This window comes from Sporosarcina sp. P25, assembly GCF_002743235.1.
Taxonomy (GTDB): domain Bacteria; phylum Bacillota; class Bacilli; order Bacillales_A; family Planococcaceae; genus Sporosarcina; species Sporosarcina ureae_B.
On record NZ_PDYV01000004.1, the window covers coordinates 148,015 to 173,364 of the forward strand.

Annotated in this window: 24 protein-coding genes; 19 read left to right on the forward strand and 5 right to left on the reverse strand. The window is 38.3% G+C overall.

Annotated features, from left to right (window positions below):
- Window positions 1-314 precede the first annotated feature (314 nt).
- The gene (locus CSV70_RS05555) at window positions 315-932 is read right to left on the reverse strand and encodes a TetR/AcrR family transcriptional regulator (protein WP_085131097.1); all 618 of its coding nucleotides are present in this window, start codon (window positions 930-932) and stop codon (window positions 315-317) included.
- Window positions 933-1,235: 303 nt separating this feature from the next.
- On the opposite strand from CSV70_RS05555, the gene CSV70_RS05560 reads away from it, so the two are divergent.
- From CSV70_RS05560 to CSV70_RS05620, 13 genes are all read left to right on the forward strand, one after another.
- Window positions 1,236-2,810: a class I adenylate-forming enzyme family protein gene (locus tag CSV70_RS05560; RefSeq protein WP_099626812.1), complete on the forward strand. Its 1,575-nt coding sequence runs from the start codon at window positions 1,236-1,238 to the stop codon at window positions 2,808-2,810.
- A gap of 60 nt (window positions 2,811-2,870) precedes the next feature.
- Complete coding sequence (locus tag CSV70_RS05565) at window positions 2,871-4,046, forward strand: acyl-CoA dehydrogenase family protein (protein WP_085131095.1); 1,176 nt, start codon at window positions 2,871-2,873, stop codon at window positions 4,044-4,046.
- A gap of 50 nt (window positions 4,047-4,096) precedes the next feature.
- Entirely contained in the window at window positions 4,097-4,627 is a 531-nt protein-coding gene (locus tag CSV70_RS05570) for an FAS1-like dehydratase domain-containing protein (RefSeq protein WP_085131094.1), read from the forward strand.
- Entirely contained in the window at window positions 4,624-5,067 is a 444-nt protein-coding gene (locus CSV70_RS05575; RefSeq protein WP_085131093.1) for a hotdog family protein, read from the forward strand. The genes CSV70_RS05570 and CSV70_RS05575 overlap by 4 nt, the downstream gene beginning before the upstream one ends.
- A 6-nt stretch (window positions 5,068-5,073) precedes the next feature.
- Window positions 5,074-6,240 carry a thiolase C-terminal domain-containing protein gene (locus CSV70_RS05580; RefSeq protein WP_085131092.1) on the forward strand — a complete coding sequence of 389 codons (1,167 nt, stop codon included), beginning with the start codon at window positions 5,074-5,076 and terminating at the stop codon, window positions 6,238-6,240.
- Window positions 6,241-6,245: 5 nt separating this feature from the next.
- Window positions 6,246-6,671, forward strand: a complete 426-nt coding sequence (locus CSV70_RS05585) for a Zn-ribbon domain-containing OB-fold protein (protein ID WP_158232285.1) — start codon at window positions 6,246-6,248, stop codon at window positions 6,669-6,671.
- 19 nt (window positions 6,672-6,690) lie between these two features.
- On the forward strand, window positions 6,691-7,851 hold the full coding sequence (locus CSV70_RS05590) for an acyl-CoA dehydrogenase family protein (protein WP_085131090.1): 1,161 nt from the start codon (window positions 6,691-6,693) through the stop codon (window positions 7,849-7,851).
- A gap of 186 nt (window positions 7,852-8,037) precedes the next feature.
- Window positions 8,038-9,240 carry a CaiB/BaiF CoA transferase family protein gene (locus CSV70_RS05595; RefSeq protein WP_158232286.1) on the forward strand — a complete coding sequence of 401 codons (1,203 nt, stop codon included), beginning with the start codon at window positions 8,038-8,040 and terminating at the stop codon, window positions 9,238-9,240.
- A gap of 54 nt (window positions 9,241-9,294) precedes the next feature.
- Window positions 9,295-10,524, forward strand: a complete 1,230-nt coding sequence (locus CSV70_RS05600) for a CaiB/BaiF CoA transferase family protein (protein ID WP_085131088.1) — start codon at window positions 9,295-9,297, stop codon at window positions 10,522-10,524.
- A gap of 210 nt (window positions 10,525-10,734) precedes the next feature.
- A complete protein-coding gene (locus CSV70_RS05605) occupies window positions 10,735-10,878 on the forward strand; it encodes a desulfoferrodoxin (protein WP_099626813.1) in 144 nt (47 codons plus the stop codon).
- A 71-nt stretch (window positions 10,879-10,949) separates the two neighbouring features.
- On the forward strand, window positions 10,950-12,824 hold the full coding sequence (locus CSV70_RS05610; RefSeq protein WP_158232287.1) for a CaiB/BaiF CoA-transferase family protein: 1,875 nt from the start codon (window positions 10,950-10,952) through the stop codon (window positions 12,822-12,824).
- Window positions 12,805-13,581, forward strand: a complete 777-nt coding sequence (locus tag CSV70_RS05615) for an enoyl-CoA hydratase/isomerase family protein (RefSeq protein WP_085131086.1) — start codon at window positions 12,805-12,807, stop codon at window positions 13,579-13,581. The genes CSV70_RS05610 and CSV70_RS05615 overlap by 20 nt, the downstream gene beginning before the upstream one ends.
- 49 nt (window positions 13,582-13,630) lie before the next feature.
- Complete coding sequence (locus tag CSV70_RS05620) at window positions 13,631-14,368, forward strand: enoyl-CoA hydratase/isomerase family protein (protein WP_085131085.1); 738 nt, start codon at window positions 13,631-13,633, stop codon at window positions 14,366-14,368.
- An 18-nt stretch (window positions 14,369-14,386) separates the two neighbouring features.
- Here CSV70_RS05620 and CSV70_RS05625 read toward each other — a convergent pair whose 3' ends face one another.
- Entirely contained in the window at window positions 14,387-15,160 is a 774-nt protein-coding gene (locus CSV70_RS05625; protein WP_085131084.1) for an IclR family transcriptional regulator, read from the reverse strand.
- Window positions 15,161-15,274: 114 nt separating this feature from the next.
- Window positions 15,275-16,837: an amidohydrolase gene (locus CSV70_RS05630; RefSeq protein ID WP_085131083.1), complete on the reverse strand. Its 1,563-nt coding sequence runs from the start codon at window positions 16,835-16,837 to the stop codon at window positions 15,275-15,277.
- A gap of 104 nt (window positions 16,838-16,941) precedes the next feature.
- On the opposite strand from CSV70_RS05630, the gene CSV70_RS05635 reads away from it, so the two are divergent.
- A complete protein-coding gene (locus CSV70_RS05635) occupies window positions 16,942-17,694 on the forward strand; it encodes an SDR family NAD(P)-dependent oxidoreductase (RefSeq protein ID WP_085131082.1) in 753 nt (250 codons plus the stop codon).
- Window positions 17,695-17,743: 49 nt separating this feature from the next.
- Window positions 17,744-18,751, forward strand: a complete 1,008-nt coding sequence (locus CSV70_RS05640; protein WP_158232288.1) for an MBL fold metallo-hydrolase — start codon at window positions 17,744-17,746, stop codon at window positions 18,749-18,751.
- Between the two features lie 479 nt (window positions 18,752-19,230).
- Here the strand turns inward: CSV70_RS05640 and CSV70_RS05645 are convergent, their stop codons facing one another.
- Entirely contained in the window at window positions 19,231-20,307 is a 1,077-nt protein-coding gene (locus CSV70_RS05645; protein WP_085131080.1) for an LCP family protein, read from the reverse strand.
- Window positions 20,308-20,330: 23 nt separating this feature from the next.
- Window positions 20,331-20,966 (reverse strand): DUF1232 domain-containing protein, encoded by a 636-nt coding sequence (locus tag CSV70_RS05650; RefSeq protein ID WP_099626814.1) that lies wholly within the window; start codon window positions 20,964-20,966, stop codon window positions 20,331-20,333.
- Between the two features lie 446 nt (window positions 20,967-21,412).
- Between CSV70_RS05650 and CSV70_RS05655 the strand changes: the two genes are divergently transcribed.
- The 4 genes from CSV70_RS05655 to dctP all read left to right on the forward strand — a co-directional run bounded on the left by CSV70_RS05655 (window position 21,413) and on the right by dctP (window position 25,344).
- Complete coding sequence (locus CSV70_RS05655) at window positions 21,413-21,904, forward strand: redoxin domain-containing protein (RefSeq protein WP_099626815.1); 492 nt, start codon at window positions 21,413-21,415, stop codon at window positions 21,902-21,904.
- 17 nt (window positions 21,905-21,921) lie between these two features.
- On the forward strand, window positions 21,922-23,037 hold the full coding sequence (gene msrB, locus CSV70_RS05660) for a peptide-methionine (R)-S-oxide reductase MsrB (protein WP_085131077.1): 1,116 nt from the start codon (window positions 21,922-21,924) through the stop codon (window positions 23,035-23,037).
- 338 nt (window positions 23,038-23,375) lie between these two features.
- Window positions 23,376-24,002 carry an HD domain-containing protein gene (locus CSV70_RS05665; RefSeq protein ID WP_099626816.1) on the forward strand — a complete coding sequence of 209 codons (627 nt, stop codon included), beginning with the start codon at window positions 23,376-23,378 and terminating at the stop codon, window positions 24,000-24,002.
- A gap of 256 nt (window positions 24,003-24,258) precedes the next feature.
- Entirely contained in the window at window positions 24,259-25,344 is a 1,086-nt protein-coding gene (dctP, locus tag CSV70_RS05670; RefSeq protein ID WP_158232383.1) for a TRAP transporter substrate-binding protein DctP, read from the forward strand.
- The last annotated feature ends 6 nt before the right edge of the window (window positions 25,345-25,350 follow it).

The window sequence follows — 25,350 nt, forward strand, 5'->3', positions numbered from 1 at the left end:
TCCCCCAATATTTTTTTTGTATAAGCGTAGTTCTAACAATAAACAGAAACATAATCCATGTGTTGTAAACGCTTTCATTATTTCGTTTAACTGCTAGCGCTATTCCTTTCTCCTATTGCGATATTCGCAATAGATATTTTCGAAAAATGGATATTAATAAATTATAGAGGGCGAAAACTAGAAACACAATCACTAGTTTTCCTTTAAATGGCGGAAATACAACAGATTCTTCTTATATGTCTGGAAAGTTTTTTATAAAGGATGAATGACTGTAACAGTGTTGGAAATAGAAAAGAAATATCCGACCTGAAAACCTATAAGTCAGAAGTACTCTCTTTTATATAAGTAGCCAGTGGATTTGAAATAATAACTTTAATAAATTCGTTTGAAATATATTCTGGAGAATATTTTTGTTCTCGATCTACTAACCAATAATGAACAAAACTGATAAATGTAGATGATAAATAATTGGCATACAAGCCAACATGTACATCTAATTTCGTTTCAGTTTCGGGTAGTTTTTTTATATGCGACAAAGAGTATTTATACAATCGTGCATATAACTCTGGCGTAAAACGGGGAACTTTTGTTGTAAGAAGTAAAACTTTAAAGTAATTAGAATTGATATATATATAAGTGAACATGGCTTCTATTGTAAAGCGATATGGAAAACTATCGACGTTTTTATCCTCAACCGATGTGTGTTGAAAAGTATCAATCAATCCTTGAATCAACTCGTCTATTAAACAATCAATAAAGTCTTCTTTATCTTGAAAATGTGCATAAAAAGTCGAACGATTTACATCGGAACGATCTACTATATCTGTTATTGTAATAAGGGATAGATCCTTTTCGTTAAGAAGTGAAATTAGGGAATCTTTCATAACTTTTTTGGTTCTCACAACTCGCCTGTCTACTTTTTTCTTTTGCATATGCAATCCCTCCACTAATTGAATTATACCCCATAAACCAAGCCTAAGAAACCCATCAATCAATCAATCAATCAAATCAGCCTGCTCATAGACTTTTCGGTAACACTACTCTGAAAGTTTGGAAAATTCAGTATTGCCATATAAGCAATTGTATATTACTATATAAGCAATGCAATGGTTATTTTGAAGAATTTAGAAAGCAGTACTTATTAACACGACTTTCTTTATAGTAAATCTAGCTATTGCTAAATTTTTAAAAGAACAGCAATTTCCGATGACAAAACTAGAAGGGGGGAAGTACTAATGAATGCTTATTTATTACTAGAAATCGCTTCAAGTATAGTATCTGAACAAGAAATCATTACTTTCGACGAAGAGCGGTTAACTTATGGTCAATTAACTGAACAATCTAGTCGTGCGGCCGCTTTCTTATCATCGCTTGGAATATCAAAGGGAGATAGAATCGGACTAATCACCACTAACTGTCCAGAAGTAATTGAAGTGTTTTATGCTGCGTTCCAACTAGGTGCTGTCATAGTACCGATCAATTACCGGGCTAAAGCTGAAGAGCTGGCTTTCATGGTCGAAGATGCAGGAGTGAAGGTTCTGATTTTCGAAAGTCGCTACAGTGCATTAATAAATCCGGTGATAGAGAATAGCGGCATTCAGGAAACTATTTCTATTAGAGGAACCACTGAAGGACATAAAAATTATGATGAATTGAAACGACAAGTAGTAGATGGTTATGGAGGATTTGAAGATGTAGAGTCTACTGATTTGGCAATCTTGCTTTATACAAGTGGAACGACTAGTAAACCTAAAGGTGTCATGCTCACACACGGGCAGCTGACAACTTATGTTATGAATCATTCAGAAGTAGCAGACGGTAGTGACCGGGGATCTTCGGTCATCTGCATTCCCAACTATCATGTGGCAGGAGCAACGAGCATTTGTAATTCAATTTACACTGGACGTCGCTTAATATTAATGCCCCAATTTGATGCTGGAAAATGGCTGTATGCTGTCGAACGAGAAAAAGCAACGCAAGCATTTTTAGTACCTACTATGATGAAACAGGTCTTAGATCATCCGGAATTTGGAAATAGAGATCTCAGTAGCTTAGAAAGTCTTTCTTACGGTGCTGCACAAATGCCTCTGCCGGTTATTTTAAAAGCAATTGAATCTTTTCCAACAACGACTGATTTCGCCAATGCGTTCGGCATGACAGAAACAACTTCCACAGTTTCTGTATTAGGACCTGAAGATCATAAGCTCACAGGATCAAAAGAAGAAAGAGAGAAAAAAATTAAACGCTTATCTTCTGTAGGAAAACCTTTACCAGGAGTAGATATCATGGTGGTAGATGATCAAAAACAACCTGTTGGCGAGAATGTCGTCGGCAATGTCTATGTTCGATCTGAGAGATCGATGAAAGGTTATTGGAAGCGTCAAGAAGCTACGAAAGAAACGCTTGTTGACGGTTGGGTAAATACAGAAGATGTTGGTTGGATCGACGAAGAAGGCTATTTATTTTTAGGTGGAAGAAGTTCAGACATGATTATTAGAGGCGGGGAAAATATATCTCCTGCAGAAATTGAAGATGTGTTATTATCCCATTCTGCGCTTTCTGATGTAGCCATTATTGGGATCCCTAGTTTGGAATGGGGAGAAGAAATCATGGCTGTGATAGTGCTAGATGAATTAAAAGCGCATCCAACCGCAGAGGAATTGATCCAATTTTGCAAAGGTCGTCTTGCAAGTTTTAAAGTACCTTCAGAAATCGTCATAGTTGAAAGTCTACCACGTACTTCCACAGGGAAAATATTAAAAAAAGAACTTCGGGAACGGTATATTCCTGTTAATGAAAACTATAACTAAATAAATTGTTTTAATGTAAGTTAACGAAATATTCAAAAATAATGTAATGAGGTGAAGAGAATGCGTTTTGATTTAACCGAAGAACAACAACAGTTAAAAGATGAAATACGAAATTACTTGGAAGGTCATATTTCGCAAGACATGCTAGAAGAATTAAAAGAGAAGCCTGAGGGAGGTCCTCTTTGGAAACAATATATTAAAGATCTTGGAGATGATGGCTGGCTAGGTGTCGGATGGCCAGAAGAATATGGTGGTCAGGGCAAAACTCCGCTAGAACAGTATATTTTCTTAGAAGAGATCAACCGTACTGGAGTTAATATTCCTTTCATTACATTGGAAACGGTTGGGCCAACGCTAATGAAACTTGGAACCTCGGAGCAGAAAGATTATTTTCTACCTAAAATTCTAAAAGGCGAAGTAGAAATCGCAATTGGTTATTCAGAACCACAAGCGGGTACCGATCTTGCAGCACTTGAGACTACTGCAATTCGTGATGGCGATTCTTATATCATCAACGGACAAAAAGTTTTTACAACGAATGCACATATTGCTGATTATATTTGGCTAGCTGCTCGAACAGATTCTAATGCACCTAAACATAAAGGAATCTCAATTTTTCTAGTACCAACAACAGCAGAAGGATTCTCTTATACACCAATGGAATTAATGGGTGGCGGGGCACATACAAATGTAACGTTTTACGACAATGTCCGTGTTCCATTAGATGCGATTGTAGGAGAAGAAAATAAAGGTTGGCAATATATAACTTCCCAGCTTTCACTAGAGCGATTAATGTTGTCTACTTACTCTGAAATGGAGCGTACTGTAGAAGAAATTATCGTATGGGCAAACGAAACAACAATAGATGGTTCTCTTGTAATAGATAATGAGTGGGTTCGTAACAGTCTTGCAGATTTGACGGTAGATCTCGAAGTCTTGCGACTCCTTAACTATCGTGCAGCATGGGCGCATGAAAATGAACCAGCGGCACATTACCGTCCTTCTATGAATAAAGTATTTTCTGCAGAGTTGAATCAAAAAACATACGACGTTTGTATGCAAATCCTCAATATGTTTGGTCAACTGGATATAGACTCTAAGTATGCAGCGTTGGGTGGTAAAGTAACACCACTAACAAAAGCGGCATTGGTCCTCTTGTTTGGTGGAGGGGCAAATGACGTTATGCGTGATTTGGTCGCTCGTTTTGGGCTCGGTATGGAAAAAAGTATGAGTTAACATTGTATGCGTTTTCAACTTTTCGAATATAACCTAAGGGGGATGAATTAATGGCTATTGCAGAGGCAGTACTTAACAGCTATATCGGCTTAGATTCAGAAAGAATAGCAGGTGTTGATGCAGTTTGTGAACAAATGATTAGACATTGGACTGAAGTGATGGAGGATACAAATCCACTATATTCAGATCCTCAATATGCTAAAAACACAAAATATGAAGGCGTTATCGCACCGCCTATGCAAGTACAAGTATATACGATGAATCCTTTATGGCCGAAGCCTGAAAGAGATCCGAACTCGATGGAGAGTTTGCTTAAGGTGATGGCCGAAGAAGGATATTCAACGATCGTTGCTACTGAGCAAAACCAAGAATATTTCACACCGATGAAGCCTGGCGATCAAATAAGTCAAATTATGTCTGTGAAAGAAATTTCGGCTGAAAAACAAACAGCTCGTGGACCAGGTTACTTTGTAACTTTTGCTTATAAATTCATTAATCAAAATGATGAAGTTGTTTGTCAGCAAACATTTACGATTTTAGTCTATAACTCAATTGCAGCAATGAAGGAGGAAGCAAAATGATTGAAACTAAACCTGTTGTTCTTAATTGGAATGATGTGAAAGTCGGAGATGAATTACCTGTTCATAAAAGACAAATTACAGCAGCTCTAGTGTCAGGTGGAGCTATTTCAGCTACACGCGATTATTCAGACGTGCATCATGACTATCATGCTGCACGAAGAGCAGGTGCAGATGATATCTTTATGAACATACTGACGACGAACGGTTTGATTGGAAAATATATTACAGACTGGACAGGACCAGCTGGCGAACTAAAAAGCATTCAATTACGTTTAGCTGTACCTAATTATCCAGGTGACATTCTTGAACTGACAGGAAAAGTTTCAAAGAAGTTCGAAGAAAATGACGATCACTTAGTTGAAATTGAATACTTGGGTAAAAATAAACAAGGTAATCATGCAAAAGGAAAAGTAATTATATCACTACCAATCAGGGGGTAAGTATAAATGGGAAATCCAAAAGAGAAAACAGCTATTATTGGCCTAGGTGCTACTGAATTCAGTCAGAATTGCGGCCGTAGCGAATTGCGAATGGCACTTGAAGCTATTTTAGATGCCGTAAAAGATGCAGGGATAAAAGTTTCTGATATTGATGGCATGGTGAATTATTCTATGGACACAGCAGAACAAATTGAAGTCGTTAGGCAATTAGGAATTCCAAATTTAAGTTTTTTTAGTAAAGCGCCATATGGTGGAGGAGGAAGCTGTGCCACTATTGCTCATGCCGTAGCGGCTATTGAATCAGGTATGGCAAATACGGTTGTATGCTACCGTTCAATACGAGATGCTTCCGGACCTGTAACATATGGAGACTTTGAACCAACAAGGGTGTCTCAAGATGTATATATGGGGATGAATCATCCATATGGCTTACTCACGCCAGTTTCATGGGTTGCAATGTTTGCACAGCGCTATAACCATAAATACGGCATTAAAGATGGTCAGCTTGCACACGTTGCATTAGTGAATCGTGAGAATGCCAACAGAAATCCAAAAGCAATCTTCCATAGTCGTTCTTTATCACTTGATGAATATATGAACTCTCCAATCAATGTTGAACCATTGCGTAGACATGATTGCTGCCTAAGTACTGATGGCGCCGTGGCTATAATTGTGACACGAGCAGATTTGGCAAAAGACTTGAGACACAAACCCGCATATATTTCAGGAGCAATCCAAGGGATGTCCACAAATGGAGAAGTGATGACGTCTTATGCACGAGAAGATATCACGGTTCTTCATGAAGTGGAAGCCTATGGCAAAAAGCTTTTTGAAATGGCAGGTATTACTCCGAAAGAAATAGATGTTGCTCAATTTTACGATGCATTCAGTCCTCTTGTGCCAATGCAACTTGAAGCGTTAGGGTTTGTCGGCAAAGGAGAAGGGGTCGATTATATAGAAGGAGGCCACCGTATTAGACCGGATGGAGAACTACCGATTAATACATCAGGTGGACTTATGTCTGAAGGATACATTCATGGCATGAACTTAATCGCAGAAGGTGTTCGCCAAGTAAGAGGTACTTCTACGACACAAATCAATGATATCGAATATTCTTTAGTAACAGGTGGATTAGGTGTCCCATCAAGCGGACTTATTTTGAGAAGGAGGTAATGTATATGGTTAAATATAGCGAAGTGGGAGTTCCAACTCCAAAACCAATGATGAGTCAAGATACAGAAAAATTTTGGAGGTTGTTGCAAGAGGAAAAACAACTCCACTTACAGAAATGCAATAATTGTCAAACATATTCACATCCTCCGCGGGTAGTCTGTTCGAACTGCCATAGTTTCGATTTAGGTTGGGTACCATCAGAAGGTAAGGGTGTTATTCATAGTTACGTAATTTATCATCGTTCTGTACATCCAGGATTTAAAACGCCTTACGGGGTCATTCTTGTTGAGTTAGAAGAAGGAGTACGCATTATATCTAATATGGTAGATTGCGAGCCACATGAAATTGAAATTGGAATGCCTGTTGAAGCTGTAGTAGATCAAGTTTTCGAAGATACAGCACTCGTTAAATTTAAACGGATAAATAATTAAAGGAAGAGGTGCCCAGCTTATGGATTTTTCAATGACGGAAGATCAAGTGATTTTTAAAAGTACAGCCAAAAAATTCTTTGAAGAAAAATGCACAACGCCATCTTTAACAGAATTTGAAAAAAGTAAAGAACAATATTCACCTTCATTCTATCAAGAGCTTGCCGATTTAGGATTTTTAGGACTAATCGTCCCTGAAGAATATGGCGGCATTGATGGCGATTTAATGGATTTATCAATTATCGTTGAAGAAGCTGGGAAAGCAATGTTTTCCGCACCATTTGTTTCTACACTTGTTAATGGTGTCTTACCAATTTTAAACTTTGGTACAGAAGAACAAAAAAAGGCGCTTTTGCCACAAATCATCGAAGGCAAAAGTATTGTTACTGGCGCTATGATCGAATCACAAGCCCACTATGATTTGAGTTATGTAAAAGCCCGAGCGAGTAAGAGTGGCGATGGGTATACGCTGAACGGTACAAAGTTATTCGTGAAATTTGCCGAGACGGCAGATTATTTTCTAACGTTAGCACGAACTGATAATAAAGAAGATGGTAGTAAAGAAGGACTCAGTCTATTCCTTGTTAAAAATGATGCAACAATTAAGAAACAAGCACTTCAATCCATTGGTTCTGATAAATTGTTTGAAGTAGAGTTTCAAAATGTACAATTAACGAAAAATGATCTACTTGGTAACGAAAATGAAGGATGGGCAGCTGTAGACAAATTAAATCAATTGGCCACAGCGTTGCAATGTGTTGAAATGGCTGGCTTACTTCGCCGTGCATTAGATCTTACAACTGACTATGTAAAAGAAAGAACACAATTTAACCGTCCGATTGGTAGCTTCCAATCTGTCCAACATCGTTTATCTGATATTTATACAATCGTAGAAGGCGGTCAGCTGGCTGCACTACAAGCTATATGGAGATTAAATGAAGGAATGTCCGCTGAAAAAGAGATTGCAGTTGCAAAGGCTTGGTTATGCAAAGAAGGCCAAAAGGTCCTGGTAGGTACTCATCAGCTCCACGGAGGTATGGGTATCGATATGGATTATCCTCTCCAGTTTGCTTTTAGAAGGTTTAAAAGCATGGAAGTCGAACTTGGATCAGCGCCTATACATCTAAAGAAAATCGCTTCAACTTTTAAGACTAATAAAGTTGCTGAAGTAATACATTCGTAAAGGGAGTACAACGCGTAGTTCTTTTAATTTACTTCAGTGGGAGTTTCAAGCTTTGGCTGAAGTAAGTTAATATTTCGTGTGAGTGTCACTAGTTATAAGGAATGATTATCGACAAACTCAAAAATAAAGACGTAATTGATTGAATAGGTTAACTGAACAAAATACATGATTCAGGGGTGGGATAATATGAAAGAGCAAGCCCTAACTGGACTTACAGTTATTGACTTATCAGAAAATATTACAGGACCTTATTGTACAAAGTTACTAGCAGATATGGGTGCAAAAGTAATAAAGATTGAACAGCCTGGATTGGGAGACCCTTCACGATTAGAGGGTCCGTTCCCTGGGAATAAACCTGATCTCAATAAGAGTGGATTATTCAATTATTTGAATAACAATAAAATTGGTATAACACTAGACTTGAAAACTGAAAGTGGTATTGAAATCGCGAAAAAAATAATCTCTGAAGCAGATATTATTGTGGAAAATTTTAAACCTGGTGTCATGCAACAATTAGGTCTTGGCTATGAAGCTTTGCGTGACTTAAACCCTGGTCTAATTATGACTTCAATTTCTAATTTTGGCCAAACAGGTAAATATCGAGACTATCATGCCACGGAACTTATTGCACAATCGATGAGCGGGTGGGTAAGTTCAATAGGTGAGAGTACTAGACAACCACTTAGAGCAGGTGGTCCACTTCGATTATTAGACTATATTTCGGGTACATTTGCAGCGTTTTCCACGATGACAGCAGTTTTAGGTAGACGGAAAAGTCATAAAGGTGAACATATAGACGTTTCCACTGTTGAGGTTGGCATGCTTCAACGTGCTTATCCCACAGTTCAAGATTCCTATCCTACCAGTCCTGTTAAAACGCCAAAGCGTTTTGTAATGTTACCGAGTATAGAACGGTGCAAAAATGGCAATATCGCAATATCTTTATTGACTGGTCAACACTGGCAAGACTTTTGCTGCATGATTGAAAAGTACGAATGGATGGAAGATCCACGATTTATTCTCTTGTATGATCGTTTGCAACATCAACAAGAATTCCAGCAAGTGCTAGATGAATGGTTAATGCAACATACGAAAGAAGAAGTGCTTGAAAAAGGAAGGGAATGGAAAGTTCCTGTCATTCCCGTCCCCACATTTGAAGAAATGCTTTCTTTCCCTCAGTATGTCGAGAGAAACGTCTTCGTTTCAGTCGATCATCCTGAAATGGGGAAAGTCGTTCAGCCAGGCGCTCCTTTCCGTATGTCCGAAACACCGTGGACAATTCGTAGTGCTGCTCCACTTTTAGGTGAACATAATCATCAAATTTATGATCAAGAATTGGGATTATCTAAATCCAAACTACAAAAACTGAAAGCCAAAGGTGTTATTTGATTTCTTGGTTGATGGATATTACATGTGGTTTCATATGAAGGGAGAGAAATACTCATGTCATTACCATTAGAAGGCATTCGAATTTTAGATCTTTCCATGTGGTGGTCGGGTCCATTTTGTACGTCATATTTAGGAGCCCAGGGAGCAGAAGTTATTAAAGTAGAATCGATTCAAGCTCCGGATGGATTTAGATTTGTATCAACTAAACCCGGGAAAGACTGGTGGGAATTAGGACCTCAATTTAATGCTGCCAATATGAACAAAATGGGTATCACATTAAATTTAAACGAATCTAAAGGTATAGAAATTTTCAAAAGTCTATTAAAAGAAAGCGATGTCGTTATTGAGAATTTCACTTCTAAAGTAATGGAGAAATTTGGCCTTACGTATGAAATGATCAAAGAAATCAATCCGAAAATAATTATGCTTTCTATGCCTGCATACGGTAAAACCGGACCTTATGGCGAACAACCGGGATTTGCCTATACTTTTGAGATCTTGTCAGGGATCGCACAAACAAATGGGTATGAGGGAGAAAAGCCACTAATTATTTCAGGTACAGGGGATGTTATTTCTGGATCACATACAGTGTTTGCTCTATTGTCTGCATTAGAATATAGAGAAAAAACTGGAAGAGGTCAGTTCATAGAAGTAGCCCAAGTTGAAACGTGTATCAATTTAGTGGGTCAACCTCTTTTGGATGTTTCCTTGAATGGAAATAACTGGGGATGTTTGGGTAATCGTCAACCTAATATGGCACCTCATGGTATCTATCGGAGTAAAGGAGAAGATTCATGGGTAGCGATCGCGGTTACAAATGAAGAAGAATGGAAAAACTTTTGCAAAGCGATTGGTGAGCCAACATGGTCAAAAGAAGAACGTTTTCAAACTGCAGAAGAGCGTTGTCAACATCAAGACGAATTAGATTCTTTGGTGGAAAACTGGACACATCAATTTGGAAATTATGAAGCTACAAATTTATTACAATCAGTAGGTGTCAACGCAGGTCCTGTATTAAATGTGAATGAAATGGAAAACGATCCTTTTTTACAAGATATGTACCAAGAAGTTACACACGATATTACTGGTACGCATAAATATCCTGCTTGGCCAATAAAGTTTTCTGGCGAACGTGTTCAACATAAAAGCCCTACCCCCATTTTAGGTCAACATAATGATTATGTACTTAGCCAAATATTGAAATTAACGAAAGAAGAAATTGACGCGCTAAAAGTAGAAAATATTATTGGTTCAGTGCCACTTGGAGCAATGACCACCGTATAAAACCTATGCTATAACGGGAAAGGAAGAGAATTATAATGGACGTAAAGGTTGGAACTAAATATATGTGTGCTACTTGTAAGAGTGAATTTATCGTTACAAAAGCACCACCCCAAACTGTTTTGAAATGCTGTCAGAAGCAGCTAGAAAAGAAGTGAATATAAAAATTGAATGGCATTAAAGTACTGTAAGATGAAAAAGGAGATAATCAAAATGGCCAATCAACTAGGAAAAAGATTTGAATGTAAAGTATGTGGTGGGGAAATATTATGTACAAAATCAGGTGAAGGAGCGGTTCAATGTTGCGAGCAAGAAATGCAAATAAAACAACCAGTTTCATTACCGACAGCTGATTAAAATAATGAAGTTTAGTATAAATTGATTGCGATAATGAGGTGATCTATATGGGGAATGACTGTACACATTATTTGTTGAAAGATTTAAGGATTTTAGATGTAACAAATGGCCCTTCCGGAAGTTATGCAAGTAAACTATTCGCTTCAAGTGGGGCAGCCGTTACAAAAATAGTGAGTACAGTCTATTATCCGAATCTTTTTAGAGATGATAATAAATATTTACTTTATTATTCCAATCCATCTAAAAAAGATGCCGCTATTCGTTCCCTTCTTTCTGAACAAAAATGGGATTTAATTATAAAAGATAGCCACTCATGTGGACAGCAGCTCAGTTCGCAAGCGATCCAAATTTTGAATCAAAAAGAAGATCTTGTTTGTATAACGATTCAATTTCCCGAAGAAGTAGATGTTGACGAAGAACAATCACTTCAAGCGATAGCTGGGTGGAGAACTTCCACAGGAGATCCCGAAAAGGAGCCCCTAACGATTGGGGGCTATCCAGCTGCTTATTTAGTTGGAGCCCATGCAGCCACAGCTGGCCTGTTTGCGTTATTAGAAAGAAATTGGACGGATAAGGGTAGGGAAGTTTATATAGACGCATTGATAATCGCGGTTAGTGCTTTAGAGGGTGCTTATTCAAAATTTAAAGCAGCGCAAATAGTTCACCATAGAGTAGGAAATCGCCACCGGTATATGGCGCCAATGGCTATCTTTCCAACCATTGATGGAAATGCTTTTATTGGAGCGCCTGTAGATGAGCAATGGGATTTATTCACACGATGGATGGGAGTGGAAAATAAGTCCCATTGGAATACAAATGATGGTCGTTTAAATCACTATGAAGAAATAGAAAGTTTGATATTGGGTTGGTCCAAAAAAATGACAAAGGAAGAACTGTTTGAAACTGGTCAAGCGTTTAGAATGCCTTTTGGGAAAGTGCAAACTTTTGAAGAATTAGATGACTGTCCTCAATTACAACATAGACAACTTATATCCCATAAAAATGGGGGGAAGTACATTCTACCTCCTTTTAAAATTTCGAAGCACCAATTAAACAGTTCAACTTCATATTCAAAACCACCAGTTGAATCTTGGAATAAACTTCGCATTATCGACTTAACTAGTATGTGGTCTGGTCCTTACTGTTCTCGACTATTAGCTGATCAAGGTGCAGAAGTTATTAAAGTGGAGGCTCCCCATCGTCCAGACGGCATTCGTGCGAATCAAGATAATCAAGCTCCTTTTTTTAGGGAACTAAATCGTAATAAAAAAGGAGTTACACTTGATTTACGAAAGGAATCAGATCAAGAAATATTAATGGATTTGATTGAATCAAGCGATGTACTCATTGAAAACTATAGTCCGCGTGTAATGAAGAACTTCGGATTGACGTCAGAAGTTTTACGACAGAGAAATGAACAACTCATCATTATCTCACTTTCTGCATTTGGCCAGACAGGACCCTACAGGGATTTCGTGGGATACGGACCAACTTTGGAAGCGATGTCTGGCATTGCTTCCCTTACATTTTATCAAGATGAAACTCCGTGGCTTCCTGGATTTTCGATTAGTGATATTGGAGCTGGGATACACGGCGCTTTTGCTTTAGGGGCTACTTTATTCTCTAGAAGCATATATGGAGCAGGGTTTACCATTGACGTATCACAATATGAAACAGCCATTCAATTTATAGGAGACCGTATAATAGAAGGGAATAAGTCACAGCCACCAGATAAAAAAGTTTTTGAACAATCAATAGCCGATTTAGTGAGAAATCTAAGATTAGACTTCTACATTGGCATAAAAGGGGAACCAACACTAGGAATGCCGTGGAAAAGTGAAGGCTGGGAGAGACATTCTAAATTGGCAGCACCACTGCTCGGTGAACATAATGATGAAATAAAAAAAAGAAAAAAGGGTGACCGCTATGAAATATTGTATTATTGATGTATCTATTGAAAACGAAGTTGCCCAAGTTTTACTAAACAATGGGGAAAATGGAAATGTATTAAATGCAGAAATGGCTCAAGAGTTGGCAGCAATAGCTACAGAGTTATCACATCGTGAAGATATTAAAGTAGTTGTTCTAGGGGCTCGGGGAAAAAGTTTTAGCTGTTGGAACCCTCAAATAGAAAACCCGACAATAGAAGATGATCTATATGCAACTATTGCCCTGTCTAACAATGCAATTGAACAATGGGCGCGTATTCCACATCCGGTTATTGTAGCAATTGAAGGAGAATGCTCTTCACTAGGGCTTAGTTTAGCATGTGTTGCTGATGTAAGGTATGCATCCGACACGGCTTTTTTTTCAGTTCCTGAATCTAAACACGGCCTAATTCCAACAGGGGGGATTACGCAACGCCTACCACGTATTATAGGGAAAGGGCCTGCAATGTCTATGCTGCTTGGTGGAGAAGTTATTCAATCATCAGAGGCGAAGCAGTTGGGACTAATCAATAAAATTGTAGATAAACAATCCGTTTGGGAAGCGGCATGTCAAGAAGCCCAAGAGCTTGCCAAGTTATCTAGTCTATCTATGCAATATACGAAGGAATGTTTGTTAAGGGGCAGTGAGTTGTCATTTGAACAAGCATTGCGTTTGGAATTAGATATCTATATGCTATTATCCACAAGCGAAGATCGAATGGAAGGCGTACAGGCCTTTTTAGAGAAACGTCCTGCACAATTTACGGGGAAATAAACATAAGAATTTTGATACTATCCGTGGACGTGAGAATGGAGGATGGAAGATGAATAATAGTGCGGTTTTAATGGAAAAAGATGAAAATATAGCAATTTTAACGCTGAATAGACCTGATGCTTTAAATACATTCAATGTAGAAATACGAGACCAATTATATCATTATGTTCACATTGTGAATGAAGATCCTTCTATTGATGCAATCGTTGTTTGTGGGGCAGGGCGTGGATTTTGCGCTGGAGCTGACTTAACGGAATTTGGAACTACATCGACGGTCATTGAGAAAAAAAGAATCCGATTGCAGCATGATTTATGGGAAGACATCCGTCGTATGCAAAAACCGATAGCGGCCGCCATGCATGGTTTTGCCATCGGTTCTGGATTGGAAATGGCAATGCTCTTCGATTTTCGTTTTGCTTCGCCAGGGACAAAACTTTCACTACCTGAAGCGCAAATTGGAATGCTACCCGCTGCAGGCGGAACGCAAAGCTTGCCCCGCCTTGTGAAACAAGGGCAAGCACACGATTTGGCAATCAGCGGCAGAAGAATCACCGCAGAAGAAGGTGTTGGTATAGGAATGATTAGCGGTATCATTGAAAAAGATATATTGGTTGAACAAACCATCTCCTATATGAAAAAAATAGTAACCCAATACCCTCAAAACGCTCGATGGATTAAAACATTAGTCGCAACGAGTAACGATATGCCAGAAGCTGATGGTATTGCTAGAGAAGGCGTTCTATTCAAACGTAGCTGGCAGCTAAAAAATCAAGAAGTTTCTGAGTAAGTAAAAAGGCGGAAGCACTTAGTCCCGCCCCAAAACAACTTCTTCAGAAATTTTTTGTGCATATGTTTTAACTAATTCAATATAATGCTGTTTTTTCTGATCATCAAATCGCGTCATCGGAAAATAGATTCCTATTGCTGCAACGGGTTCTTCAGTATGTTCCCAAATGGGGGCTGTCACAGCTCCAGAGTCCTGCATTCTTTCTCCGAGACTGGTGGAAAAACCCATACTTCGAATGTTGACTAATTTTTCTTTGAAAAGTGCCGGATCTGTAATTGTGTTAGGTGTAAAGGGTTCAAAGATTTTACGCTTAAAATAGTTTTCAACATCTATAGGTGACATATACGCTAAGTGTAGGTTTCCAGCTGCACCAATATGTAGATCGGTTTCTTCTCCGATAGGAATCATTACTTTAAGAAGTTGAGGGCTATATATTCCCGATAAAAAAATATGTTTATAGCCACTTCGAATCGAAAGATAAATAGATTCATTTGTAATCTGCGCTAATTCCTGTATGTATGGTTGAGCAATTGATACAATATCATTTACTTTTGACTTCCGTACTAATTGAAATAGTAGGGGGCCTGGATGATAGCGCTTCGTTTTTTTATCTCTCATTAACAAACCGCGATCTGCCATAGTTGCGACTAAACGAAAAGCAGCGGTTTTACTAATACCAATTTCGTCTTCAATTTCTACGAGGCCGATTGAATCATGTTTAATAAACATAGTCAAAAGGGAAATTGCATTGTTAACTGTATTTAAACGCTGCACTGGTTTCTCTGCTGTCATTTCATCACTCCATTAACTTTTTTACAAAAAAATGCCTTGTATATTAATTACTCAATTATAACGCAAACCTTTAGAGAAAACGATTTAATGTATGCGGTTTCACAAAAAGTTTATTTAAATATCTGAAAATACAAGTTTTCCAGCAATCCATGTTGCTTTAACAGCGATAGAATGTAACTTATCGATAGGATAAGTAAGGGGATTTTGATTAACAGCCACTAGGTCGGCTTGAAAACCGGGCTTGATCATTCCGCGCTTATTCTTCCATCCCGCTGCTTCCGCTGCACCTGCTGTATAAAGATGTAAAGCGTTCCAACGGTCCAATGCTTCTTTTGGATTTACAGCTTGCTGTTTGGAAGTTTTACGCGTACAAGCTGTTTGGATACCGAGCCAAGGATTGAGTGAAGCAACTGGTGCATCTGATCCCGCAGCCATGGCGATTCCTGCTTCATAAAGGCTTTGCATTCTATATAACCATTCATGTTCTGAAACTTCAACATCTGCTAAATAACGGTCTCCATGATCATATATCAGACTAGGATTCGTCACAACGCGTATTCCTAAAGCTGCAATGTCTGGAAGAAATGCTTCAGGGGATAAACTTAAATGTTCGAAACGATGTTGATGGTGAGCATTTGGAAATCTAGATTGTATTTGTCTGATCGCTTCTATGGCTGTCCATGTCATTTCAGGATCAACCACATGAATAGCCAAAGAACTACCGTCTCTTTCAAATGCTTCTTGGCCAAGTTTAGATAAGTTATCGAGCGTAGGCACAATCTCAGGCAAGGCTTCCATTACAATTTTGATATGTCCAATTTCTAGTTTTTCACGAAAATAACAAGGAAGTTCTTGTTTAATATAAGCAGCAACTTCAACATGTTGCTCAAAATCAGTCATCAATTGAATAGTAATGGGCCAATTGTTCTGGAGTGCGGTATACCAAAACTTCGCATCTTCCAAACGATTGGTAGGTGTTGCGTCCAGAACAGCTGTAATTCCATATTTTAACAAGCGGGTTTTTAAATTCGGGACCCCCTTTTGAAGTTCACTATAAGTAGCATTAGGTACAATGTGTTGCGAGAGCCAAGCATCGCCGCCGTGAATCATTCCGGTTGGCTCGTTAGTTTCTGAATTTCTTTCGATATGTATGCCAGGAGGATCGACTGTGTTAGCGCTGATTCCTGCTATATTCAATGCTACGCTATTTAATATAGATACATGCCGAGTCACATGGCGTAAGCGAACAGGATGTTCTAGCGCAACTTTATCTAAATCATAGCGGGTGGGATGACGATTTTCATCTAACTGAGAAACATCATATCCGAAAGCGCGAATCCAAGTACTAGTTGATACTTGTAATGTTTTTGAATGAATCGCTTTCAAGATGTCCGCTATCGAACGTACGTCTTGGCTAGTACATGAGACAGCATTATTTTGACTAAGTAATGCCCGAAGATGGCAGTGTGCATCTATAAGGCCAGGTAATATAACTAAGTTATTACCATTCATGCGCAACCCTGTTGGAGTCAAAGGCCAAGAGCTAGAAGAAGATGGCAAAAGTCCTACAATCTTGCCTTTTGCAATAGCGATGCCGAATGCTTTCGGAAATTGCGGATCCATTGTAATGACTGTTACATTTTCAATTAGCAAATCAGCTGGACAAAGTGCTTCCATTATTTATGACCTCATTTCCATACTATGGTTACTGTCATAATTATAACATAACTTTTATATACAACAATTTGACAAAATAAAATGTCGCGGGAAGGATGTTGAAAATGAAATTAAAAGGAAAAGTTGCTTTTATAACGGGTGGTTCTTCAGGAATTGGAAGAGGGATTTGTCATGCTTTCGCAAAGGAAGGAGCTTCTATTGTGTTTGTTGGCTTAAATGCAGATAAAGGAAGAAAAACAGAAAAAGAACTGCTGGATTTAGGATGCGATGCTTTCTATATCCAAGCGGATTTACGAAATAGAGAACAATTGCCTAAACTAATTGATCAAACCATTGAACGTTTTGGGAAATTGGATGTATTGATCAATAATGCACACGCCACCAATAATGTTCTTTTGGAAGAAACGACTGAAGAGGATATGGAATACTCATTTGACACAGGATTCTGGCCGACATTTTTATTAATGAAACATAGCTTACCATATTTAATAAAAACAAAAGGAAAAGTAATAAATTTTGTATCTGGCGCTGGGTTGGTCGGTTTAAGCAGGCAATCTTCTTATGCTGCTGCAAAAGAAGCGATACGGGGGATTTCGAGAGTAGCAGCGAATGAATGGGGTCGACATGGAATTACTGTCAATCTTATTTCTCCAATCGCTAGCTCTCCTGGCGTTGCACAAATGGAACAAAATCAGCCAAATGCATATCAAAAAATGGTGTCTCTCATTCCTTTGAAACGTCTAGGGGATTGTGAAGAAGATATTGGAAGAACTGCAGTGTTTCTTGCAAGTAATGATGCTGATTATATTACCGGTCAAACAATCATGGTAGATGGCGGTACAATCATGGCTCGATAATAAACAACTACATGTTTTTGAAGTTGAGGTTGCGAGAGGAGTTTTTGAAATGCTAGAGGAAGTTGCTAACAAAATACTGCGATTAAAGGTGCCTATGCCTTTTAATATGGGGTATACCAATAGCTATTTAGTAGAAGGTGAAAATGGATATACCATTGTAGATACAGGAGACAATACTGAAGAAGCAAAAGCTTTGTGGGAAAAGGTTCTTTGTAAGGGGATGAAAATCGAAAAAGTGGTTATCACTCATGCACATCCTGATCATTTAGGTCTAGCTGGTTGGTTTCAGCTCAATTATGGCTTACCCATTTGGCTATCTGTTAAAGGATATGAAGAAATATTAAAGTCTCGCAAAACATTTGATGAAGATTACGTTAATCCCATGAGGTCTTTCGCGATCAGGAATGGGGCCATTCATTATCGTGACGATGAAGCTGAAATTGAACCGTATTATAAACTGGACACTTATCAATTTGAACCTGACCATATATTTGAAACAGGCTCCTTATTAAAGATTGGAGATGGTCTGTTTGAGGCAATTTGGACACCAGGTCATGCTATCGATCATTATTGCTTTTATGAAAGAGAAAGTGGCACTATTTTTGTAGGTGATCATATTTTACGTTCTATGAATCCATTAGTGACATCAAAGCATATTAATGATAATCCATTACAAGAATATATGATGTCATTAGATAAAGTTGCTAGTTATAAAACAGGCATTGCTTTACCGGGTCACGGAAAAGCAATCGTTAGTTTACCCGATAGAGTGGCAGAAATGAAAGTACATTATCAAAAAAGATGGAGACAGACCTTTGAGGCGATAGGGGAAGAAGGAAAGACTGCATTTGATGCATGTCAACTTGTTTATAAAGGATATTCAAATGGAAAACTTTTACCTGCCTTTATGCAAACGATTACAAATTTAATTTACTTGGAATCTATTGGTCAAGTTAAAAGAGTGGAACACGCTGGCAAATATTATTATTCTCAAGTGAAATCATTTCAAGAACTATATAAAGATAGAACTTTACAGAGTGGAATAAGGTTCAAATAAATTGGCATTCCTTTAAGCTCAGTTATAAATAAGTGACTAGTATCAATAAAATGATCAATCTCAACCTTGTCTTAGTTGCACTATAAGTGATGATAACCTGGTCTTGTATATTTCGCGCTTTCTTATCATGAGAATTACGAATATTCTAGTATGAATAGGACTTCTCATTGGACTATCCATACGGTGGCATAAGCCGTTCTAATATAGCACCTAATTATATTTTAACCTCAACTTAAACTTGAACATATCAACAGGGTAGTACATAAAAGACTTTTATGTTTAAGCGTTGATTAAAGATCATACGGGAAAATAGTGAACTATAGAAAAAGAATATAGATTTGACTTTGCTGATTCTGTGCATAGAATTTCTTAATATTTACATGATGTTTATCATTTTATAAGTAGTGTATCGTAAAAATAAGCTGTTCCGGTCGGTTGAATGACTGGAACAGCTTATTTTTTTGAGTAACTATATCGCTCTAGTATTGTGGATCTTGATTTTCTGTTTGAACTTCTGCATAGTGTCCGTTTTGTTCGCTTTCGTCCTCTACTGATTCATCCTCTAATGATAAAAACTCTCGTAATGCTTGTTTGTTCTGTTCTAAGTTAATCTCGAGAACAGCTCCAACTTCTGTGCGTAGATCTCCAAACGATCCTTCTACGGGAATGCGCAGTGATTCCATTTCGTTATTCTTCCCACCGGTCAACATACCTTTAGCAATTGTAAAGATCGTTTTACTGTCGATGTTCGTATCAATGTATGGATCAATAACGCCCATTAATTTCGGTATATTGACAAGTGTTTGTAAACTCATCGCTTCATCCTTCAGTTTCCCTAACGCTTCTTGTTGCCGTTCCACGCGACCATAATCACTGTGGATGTCGTGGCGGAATCGTACGTAACCGAGTAATTGTTCCCCGTTCAATTTTTGTTGGCCGGGATAGAGAGTTAAACCTAGTCCGTGTGACATCTCATATGGAATATCGACTTCAATACCGTCGGGAGCGATTACATCGACGATTTTTGAGAAACCTTCGAAATTAACAATCGCATAATATTGGACATCTACATCGAAATTCTGCTTGATCGTTTGTCGTACTAATTCAGGACCTCCAAGTGCATAAGCGGCATTGATCTTTTCCATACCGTGACCTGGGATGTCGACGTATATATCACGCATCAGAGAAATTAACTTCACTTTGTTTGTTGTTTGATCGTAGTGACCAATCATCAGAGCGTCTGAACGAGTGTCATCTTCGTCGCCTCTTGCGTCATCACCAATCAACAATACGTTAATTTCTCCAAATTGAGATTCGCCACCTTCAAAGTCATCAAAAGCAGAATCGTTAGTAGAAAAAGTATTACTGCTGTCGCTTAGTTCTGTATGTATTTCATTTGTTTTGTCACCGTTCGCAAACGAAAGGCCGTTTGAATACTGTGCTGCGACGTATCCGCCACCCGCTAATAGTAGCAAAGTGAATACCATGAATATTAATCGTTTATATTTTCTTTTTAGTTTTTTCTTACGACGCTTTCCAGTTTCTCTGTTTTCCATTAATGTCACACCTATTCATTTGATTATGAATTCTTTGTTAGTACGCTTGAAGCAATTTGGACCGCGATCGCATCATCCAGATACCCGACCGCGAAAATGTAGTCCGGGATGACATCCACAGGAATGATAAAGTATAATAATGCGCTGCCGATAATGGCTAGATCACGTTTTGCAACATCTTGCATTTTAAACCGTGCAAATAAATCTTTCATTTGATCGACGAATGGACCTACTCCGCCAGCCAGTTTTAACTTGTTATCAAAGTCATGTAGAATTCTTTCTCTTCCTTCAGTGGTCTGAACATATGCTTCATAACTGGCAAGTTGAAGTTCAACTTTTTCAATGGAGATATCCGAAGATAGAAGTTCTGATGTTTCGACCAGTTGTTGAATTGTTTCATCATAAGCAGAATGTACCATCTGTTTATCATCAACCGGATAGCCTGCCGCTTGAAGTAACTTGGCTAATGGAATTTCTAAAATTATCGCGAATTTCTCCAGATGGTCTAGTGTTGCTTTGCGCTTGTCATTGATGATCCTAGAGATGGTTGAAGTATCAATATCTGTAAGTTCGCTTAGTTTGCGCATGGACAATGAACGTTCTTCTAACACTTCACGCAATAACTGCCCGACAGACAGACCAAGACTAGCTTCTGACATGACACTACCCCTCCATTTCTACAACGACGGTAAAAATATTTACTTCTCTCAAAATAATAAATGTTTGTTGACAAATTGTCAACAGTTATAAACAAGGATCTTTTTTTGTCGAAAAACGTCTGCAGCTGAACATATTAAAGTGTGGCCGAATCTTAATCGATAGGTTTTATCGAACGGTTATTTTATAATAGATATATAGAAAGAGAGGATATCGAATGATAGCCAATCAGGTTTTTGATGCGGAACGCTTCATTTTTATTGCCAAATGCAATCCTCATGTTATCCATCTTCATTCATGTTCAAATGGATCGAACGAAATAATAGAAACGGCTTTTAGCAACTATACGTCTTGCTGGTGTTCTGTTAATCATTAACAGAATATTCCTTATACCGAATAATTTAAAGTGGTTCATAGTAAATATTCCACAATAAAAGGAGGAATCACCATGATGAAAAAAATCGCTTTGTTGTTAGTTATCGTTGCTGTTATGAGCGCTTGTTCTTCTGTCGAAAAAGAAAGTGGCGCAAATAGCATTACCTTGCAAGATATTAAAGGGGAAACCGTTAGCCTTGCCGACTATGAAGGCCGAAAAGTGTATGTAAAGTTCTGGGCTTCTTGGTGTCCGATCTGTCTTGCAGGCCTAGATGAAGTCAATACGTTGGCTAAAGATTCAACTGATTTTGAAGTGCTGACTGTCGTAGCACCTGGATTTAATAATGAAAAGAAACACGATGAATTTATCAGATGGTTCAAAGGTGTTCAACATGTAGATGCTTTGCCGGTGTTTTTAAATGATGGCGGAAGTCTAGCCCAAGAATTCAATGTAAAAGGCTATCCAACATCGGCTTTTATTGATACGAAAGGGAATTTGGTTCGATCACAGCCAGGCCACCTATCAAACGATCAAATTATCGATGCTATGTCACAAATTGATTAACGAAAGGAGATCATTTTATGAAATTGAAAATGATACTTGGTTTACTCGGTATTTTGTTACTTACAGGATGTGGCATAGGTAAAACAGATTCCTCATCTAGCCCAAGTTCACTGACTGCTTCTTCAGGTACCGTATATCCCGCCAATCCCAATGATGATATAGAATTTGATGAAAATAATCTTCAGGACATCTACTTGGCGGGGGGCTGTTTCTGGGGTGTTGAAGCCTATATGGAACGGGTCTATGGCGTGTATGATGTGACGTCGGGCTTTGCAAATGGCACGACAGAAAATCCAACATACAATCAAGTTATTACGGGCAAAACCGGTCATGCAGAAACGGTTCATGTACAATATGATCCAAAACATACAGATTTGAAAACGATTGTGGAGCACTTTTTCATGATTGTTGATCCTACCTCTTTGAATAAGCAAGGAAATGACCGTGGTACACAATATCGTTCGGGCATTTATTACGCGAAGCCAGAAGATCAAGCGATTATTGACGAAGTCGTTGCTGCCGAACAGGAACGCTATGACGCAGAAATTGTCACGGAAGTAGAACCGTTGACAAGCTTTACGCTAGCAGAAGAGAACCACCAAGATTATCTAGAGAAAAATCCAAATGGCTATTGTCATGTTGAATTCGATACATTGGAAGATCAGGAAATTCCATCTGTAATTGATGCTGCGAACTATCCTAAGCCAAGCGACAAAGAATTAAAAGAGAAGTTAACGACAGAACAGTATCAAGTAACACAAGGTAACAATACAGAAACGGCATTCTCTAATGAATATTGGAATACGTTTGAAGATGGCATCTATATCGATGTCGCAACAGGTGAACCGCTATTCTCAAGTGCTGATAAGTATGACTCACAGTGCGGTTGGCCAAGCTTCACGCAACCAATCGTTCCCGAAGTAATGACGGAACATATAGATAGAAGTTTCAATATGGTGCGAACTGAAGTGAGAAGCCGTGCAGGGGATAGCCATCTAGGACATATATTCGAAGATGGACCAAAAGATCGCGGGGGATTACGTTACTGTATTAACAGCGCATCGATTGAATTCGTACCGCTAAAAGAAATGGAAGCTAAAGGCTATGGCTATCTGATAAGTTATGTAAAATAATATATGCTGAATCCCAATAGAAGGAAAGGAGCCACTCTAGCTTTCTTTCCTTCTTCACACGATTGTTAACGTAGATGGTGGTAAACGCATTGTATTATGCAATTCGTGGACTATCTCGACAAGCTGTGATCAGAATCGTTGTCCAATTAGTATATAGTACGACAAGGCGGTATAGGTATTCCCAACTTCGAAATGCATGTTAAACTCTATAACGGTGAAGAATATGGAGCTTCAGTAAGTTCTGCTAATAATGAAATGAATTTCATTCGACATATAAAAGGATAGGTTTTCTAGGCTGTATATTCATATAACTAATGAAAAAGAGGGGAAGGAATTTAATGCAAGAAATGATAGCGAAATGTAGAACGGAAGTTGAAGGTATTTATAAGAAATTTGACGCGAGTCATGATCTCGATCATATTGATCGTGTAATGAAAAATGCAGAGAAAATATTAACTGCAGAACCCAGTGCTGATGAACTAGTCGTGCGTTTAGCAGTTCTGTTGCATGATGTGGAAGATGCGAAATATGAAGAGATGCATGAAGTCACTACGATAGAGTTACTTGAAAAAATAGGTGCAACACAACAGATTGCAAATAATGTGATGTCCGCGATTGAAAGTGTATCATTCAGTGGTGGTAACGCAAAAGATATTACATCAATTGAAGGCGCAATTGTCAGAGATGCTGACCGTTTGGATGCCATTGGCGCGGTAGGAATTGCACGGGCATTTGCATTTGGCGGAGCACGTGGTAGGAAACTTTACGATCAGCAAGAAGAAGCCCGAAAGGATATGTCTGAGTCTGAATACCGTAAAAAAGAAACTTCTACTGTTACGCATTTTCACGAGAAGTTATTATTGCTTAGCGAATTGATGGTCACGAAGGAAGGCGTGCGTTTGGCACAAGAACGACATGAATTCATGGTCCAGTTTCTACATCAATTGAAGTTAGAAATTGAATAATGTAACCCGTGTTAGAATGAATTCAAATTATAGGACATACAGTCTTGGAAGTCTGGATTATCAGATTTTCAGAGACTGTTTTTTGTTTGGAATTACTTTTGTAATATAAGAATGTATTGAGTACTACCAATCCATCATGATTACAGTAAAGAAGAAAATATTGTTGACTTTACACTCACACTGTAATTATAATAAATTAACTCTAATAATTAGACGTAATTATCAGAATGTAAGCGATTCCAAAAGGAGGAGTAATATGTTAAAGAAAGGTTTACCGCTGATTAGTTTGCTACTCATCTTTCTAATGATTTTAACTGGCTGTCAACTTAATGAAACAATACCTAAAGGAGAACAGAGAGTTTATAAGTGGCGTATGGTCACACATCAAATACCAGGAACTGCACGGTACGATGGAACGATATTGCCATTTGTCAAAGCAGTAGAAGAAATGTCAGGTGGCCGCTTAGTGATTGAGCCATTTGGTGCCAATATTTTATTCCCGACAAATGAAACATTTGATATGGTGAAAAATGGTGTTGTTGATCTAGCTGCTGTCTATACAGGTTTCTGGACAGGTAAAGATCCCGTTTTTGCTTTAGGTGGAGGTACGATTCCTGGCGATCCGATTTCAGGCTTTGAAGAACATTTCTATCGTTCTGAAAAGCTACAGCCCATTATGGATAAAGCCTATGAAAAGCATGGAATTAATAGCTTAGGTGCATTCGATTATGCACCTGAAGAAATCTTGATGTCGCAAGTACCAATACGTTCTACTGATGACTTCAAAGGAAAAAATATTCGTGCTGCCGGAGTGGCGAGTCTATTTTATGGAATACTCGGTGCTTCCGCTATTTCATTATCTGCACCTGAAATCTATACAGGTTTGCAACTGGGTACAGTGGACGCAGCAGAATTTAATGATTATCTGGTGAATGGGGAAATGGGATTAAACGAAATATCGAAATACATTATCGAACCTGCTTTACATGTTGGACCAAGTTCCGATAAAGAGCTGATTGCGAATCCGAAATCTTGGGAAGAGTTACCGGAAGATTTGAAGGCAATTGTGCAGGTGGCAAGAGATAAAGTTCGTTATCAATCTGCCATTGCATATGGCGTAGAAAGTTCAAAAGCGAAGAATGAATGGATGAATAATCCAGACATTGAATTCATTCAGTTGCCTGAAGATGATATTGAGGAAATGCGTGAAAAAGGATTTGAATTGTTAAATGATTATAAAGAAAAAAGTGAAGCGAGTAAAGAGTATGTAGAACAATATGCTGATCTATTAGCTGAACTTGGTTATATCGAACAAGCAAAAAAAATAGGCTATAAAGAATAGGCGGTG

Bases quoted from the DNA above. Each gene is read 5' to 3' on its own strand.
- CSV70_RS05590 (WP_085131090.1), top strand. From the start codon at position 6,691: ATGGATTTTTCAATGACGGAAGATCAAGTGATTTTTAAAAGTACAGCC.
- CSV70_RS05620 (WP_085131085.1), top strand. From the start codon at position 13,631: ATGAATAATAGTGCGGTTTTAATGGAAAAAGATGAAAATATAGCAATT.
- CSV70_RS05560 (WP_099626812.1), top strand. From the start codon at position 1,236: ATGAATGCTTATTTATTACTAGAAATCGCTTCAAGTATAGTATCTGAA.
- CSV70_RS05630 (WP_085131083.1), bottom strand. From the start codon at position 16,837: ATGGAAGCACTTTGTCCAGCTGATTTGCTAATTGAAAATGTAACAGTC.
- CSV70_RS05570 (WP_085131094.1), top strand. From the start codon at position 4,097: ATGGCTATTGCAGAGGCAGTACTTAACAGCTATATCGGCTTAGATTCA.
- CSV70_RS05645 (WP_085131080.1), bottom strand. From the start codon at position 20,307: ATGGAAAACAGAGAAACTGGAAAGCGTCGTAAGAAAAAACTAAAAAGA.
- dctP (WP_158232383.1), top strand. From the start codon at position 24,259: ATGTTAAAGAAAGGTTTACCGCTGATTAGTTTGCTACTCATCTTTCTA.
- CSV70_RS05605 (WP_099626813.1), top strand. From the start codon at position 10,735: ATGGCCAATCAACTAGGAAAAAGATTTGAATGTAAAGTATGTGGTGGG.
- CSV70_RS05665 (WP_099626816.1), top strand. From the start codon at position 23,376: ATGCAAGAAATGATAGCGAAATGTAGAACGGAAGTTGAAGGTATTTAT.
- CSV70_RS05585 (WP_158232285.1), top strand. From the start codon at position 6,246: ATGGTTAAATATAGCGAAGTGGGAGTTCCAACTCCAAAACCAATGATG.
- CSV70_RS05600 (WP_085131088.1), top strand. From the start codon at position 9,295: ATGTCATTACCATTAGAAGGCATTCGAATTTTAGATCTTTCCATGTGG.
- CSV70_RS05565 (WP_085131095.1), top strand. From the start codon at position 2,871: ATGCGTTTTGATTTAACCGAAGAACAACAACAGTTAAAAGATGAAATA.
- CSV70_RS05580 (WP_085131092.1), top strand. From the start codon at position 5,074: ATGGGAAATCCAAAAGAGAAAACAGCTATTATTGGCCTAGGTGCTACT.
- CSV70_RS05655 (WP_099626815.1), top strand. From the start codon at position 21,413: ATGATGAAAAAAATCGCTTTGTTGTTAGTTATCGTTGCTGTTATGAGC.
- CSV70_RS05575 (WP_085131093.1), top strand. From the start codon at position 4,624: ATGATTGAAACTAAACCTGTTGTTCTTAATTGGAATGATGTGAAAGTC.
- CSV70_RS05640 (WP_158232288.1), top strand. From the start codon at position 17,744: ATGCTAGAGGAAGTTGCTAACAAAATACTGCGATTAAAGGTGCCTATG.
- msrB (WP_085131077.1), top strand. From the start codon at position 21,922: ATGAAATTGAAAATGATACTTGGTTTACTCGGTATTTTGTTACTTACA.
- CSV70_RS05555 (WP_085131097.1), bottom strand. From the start codon at position 932: ATGCAAAAGAAAAAAGTAGACAGGCGAGTTGTGAGAACCAAAAAAGTT.
- CSV70_RS05650 (WP_099626814.1), bottom strand. From the start codon at position 20,966: ATGTCAGAAGCTAGTCTTGGTCTGTCTGTCGGGCAGTTATTGCGTGAA.
- CSV70_RS05635 (WP_085131082.1), top strand. From the start codon at position 16,942: ATGAAATTAAAAGGAAAAGTTGCTTTTATAACGGGTGGTTCTTCAGGA.
- CSV70_RS05625 (WP_085131084.1), bottom strand. From the start codon at position 15,160: ATGACAGCAGAGAAACCAGTGCAGCGTTTAAATACAGTTAACAATGCA.
- CSV70_RS05615 (WP_085131086.1), top strand. From the start codon at position 12,805: ATGAAATATTGTATTATTGATGTATCTATTGAAAACGAAGTTGCCCAA.
- CSV70_RS05595 (WP_158232286.1), top strand. From the start codon at position 8,038: ATGAAAGAGCAAGCCCTAACTGGACTTACAGTTATTGACTTATCAGAA.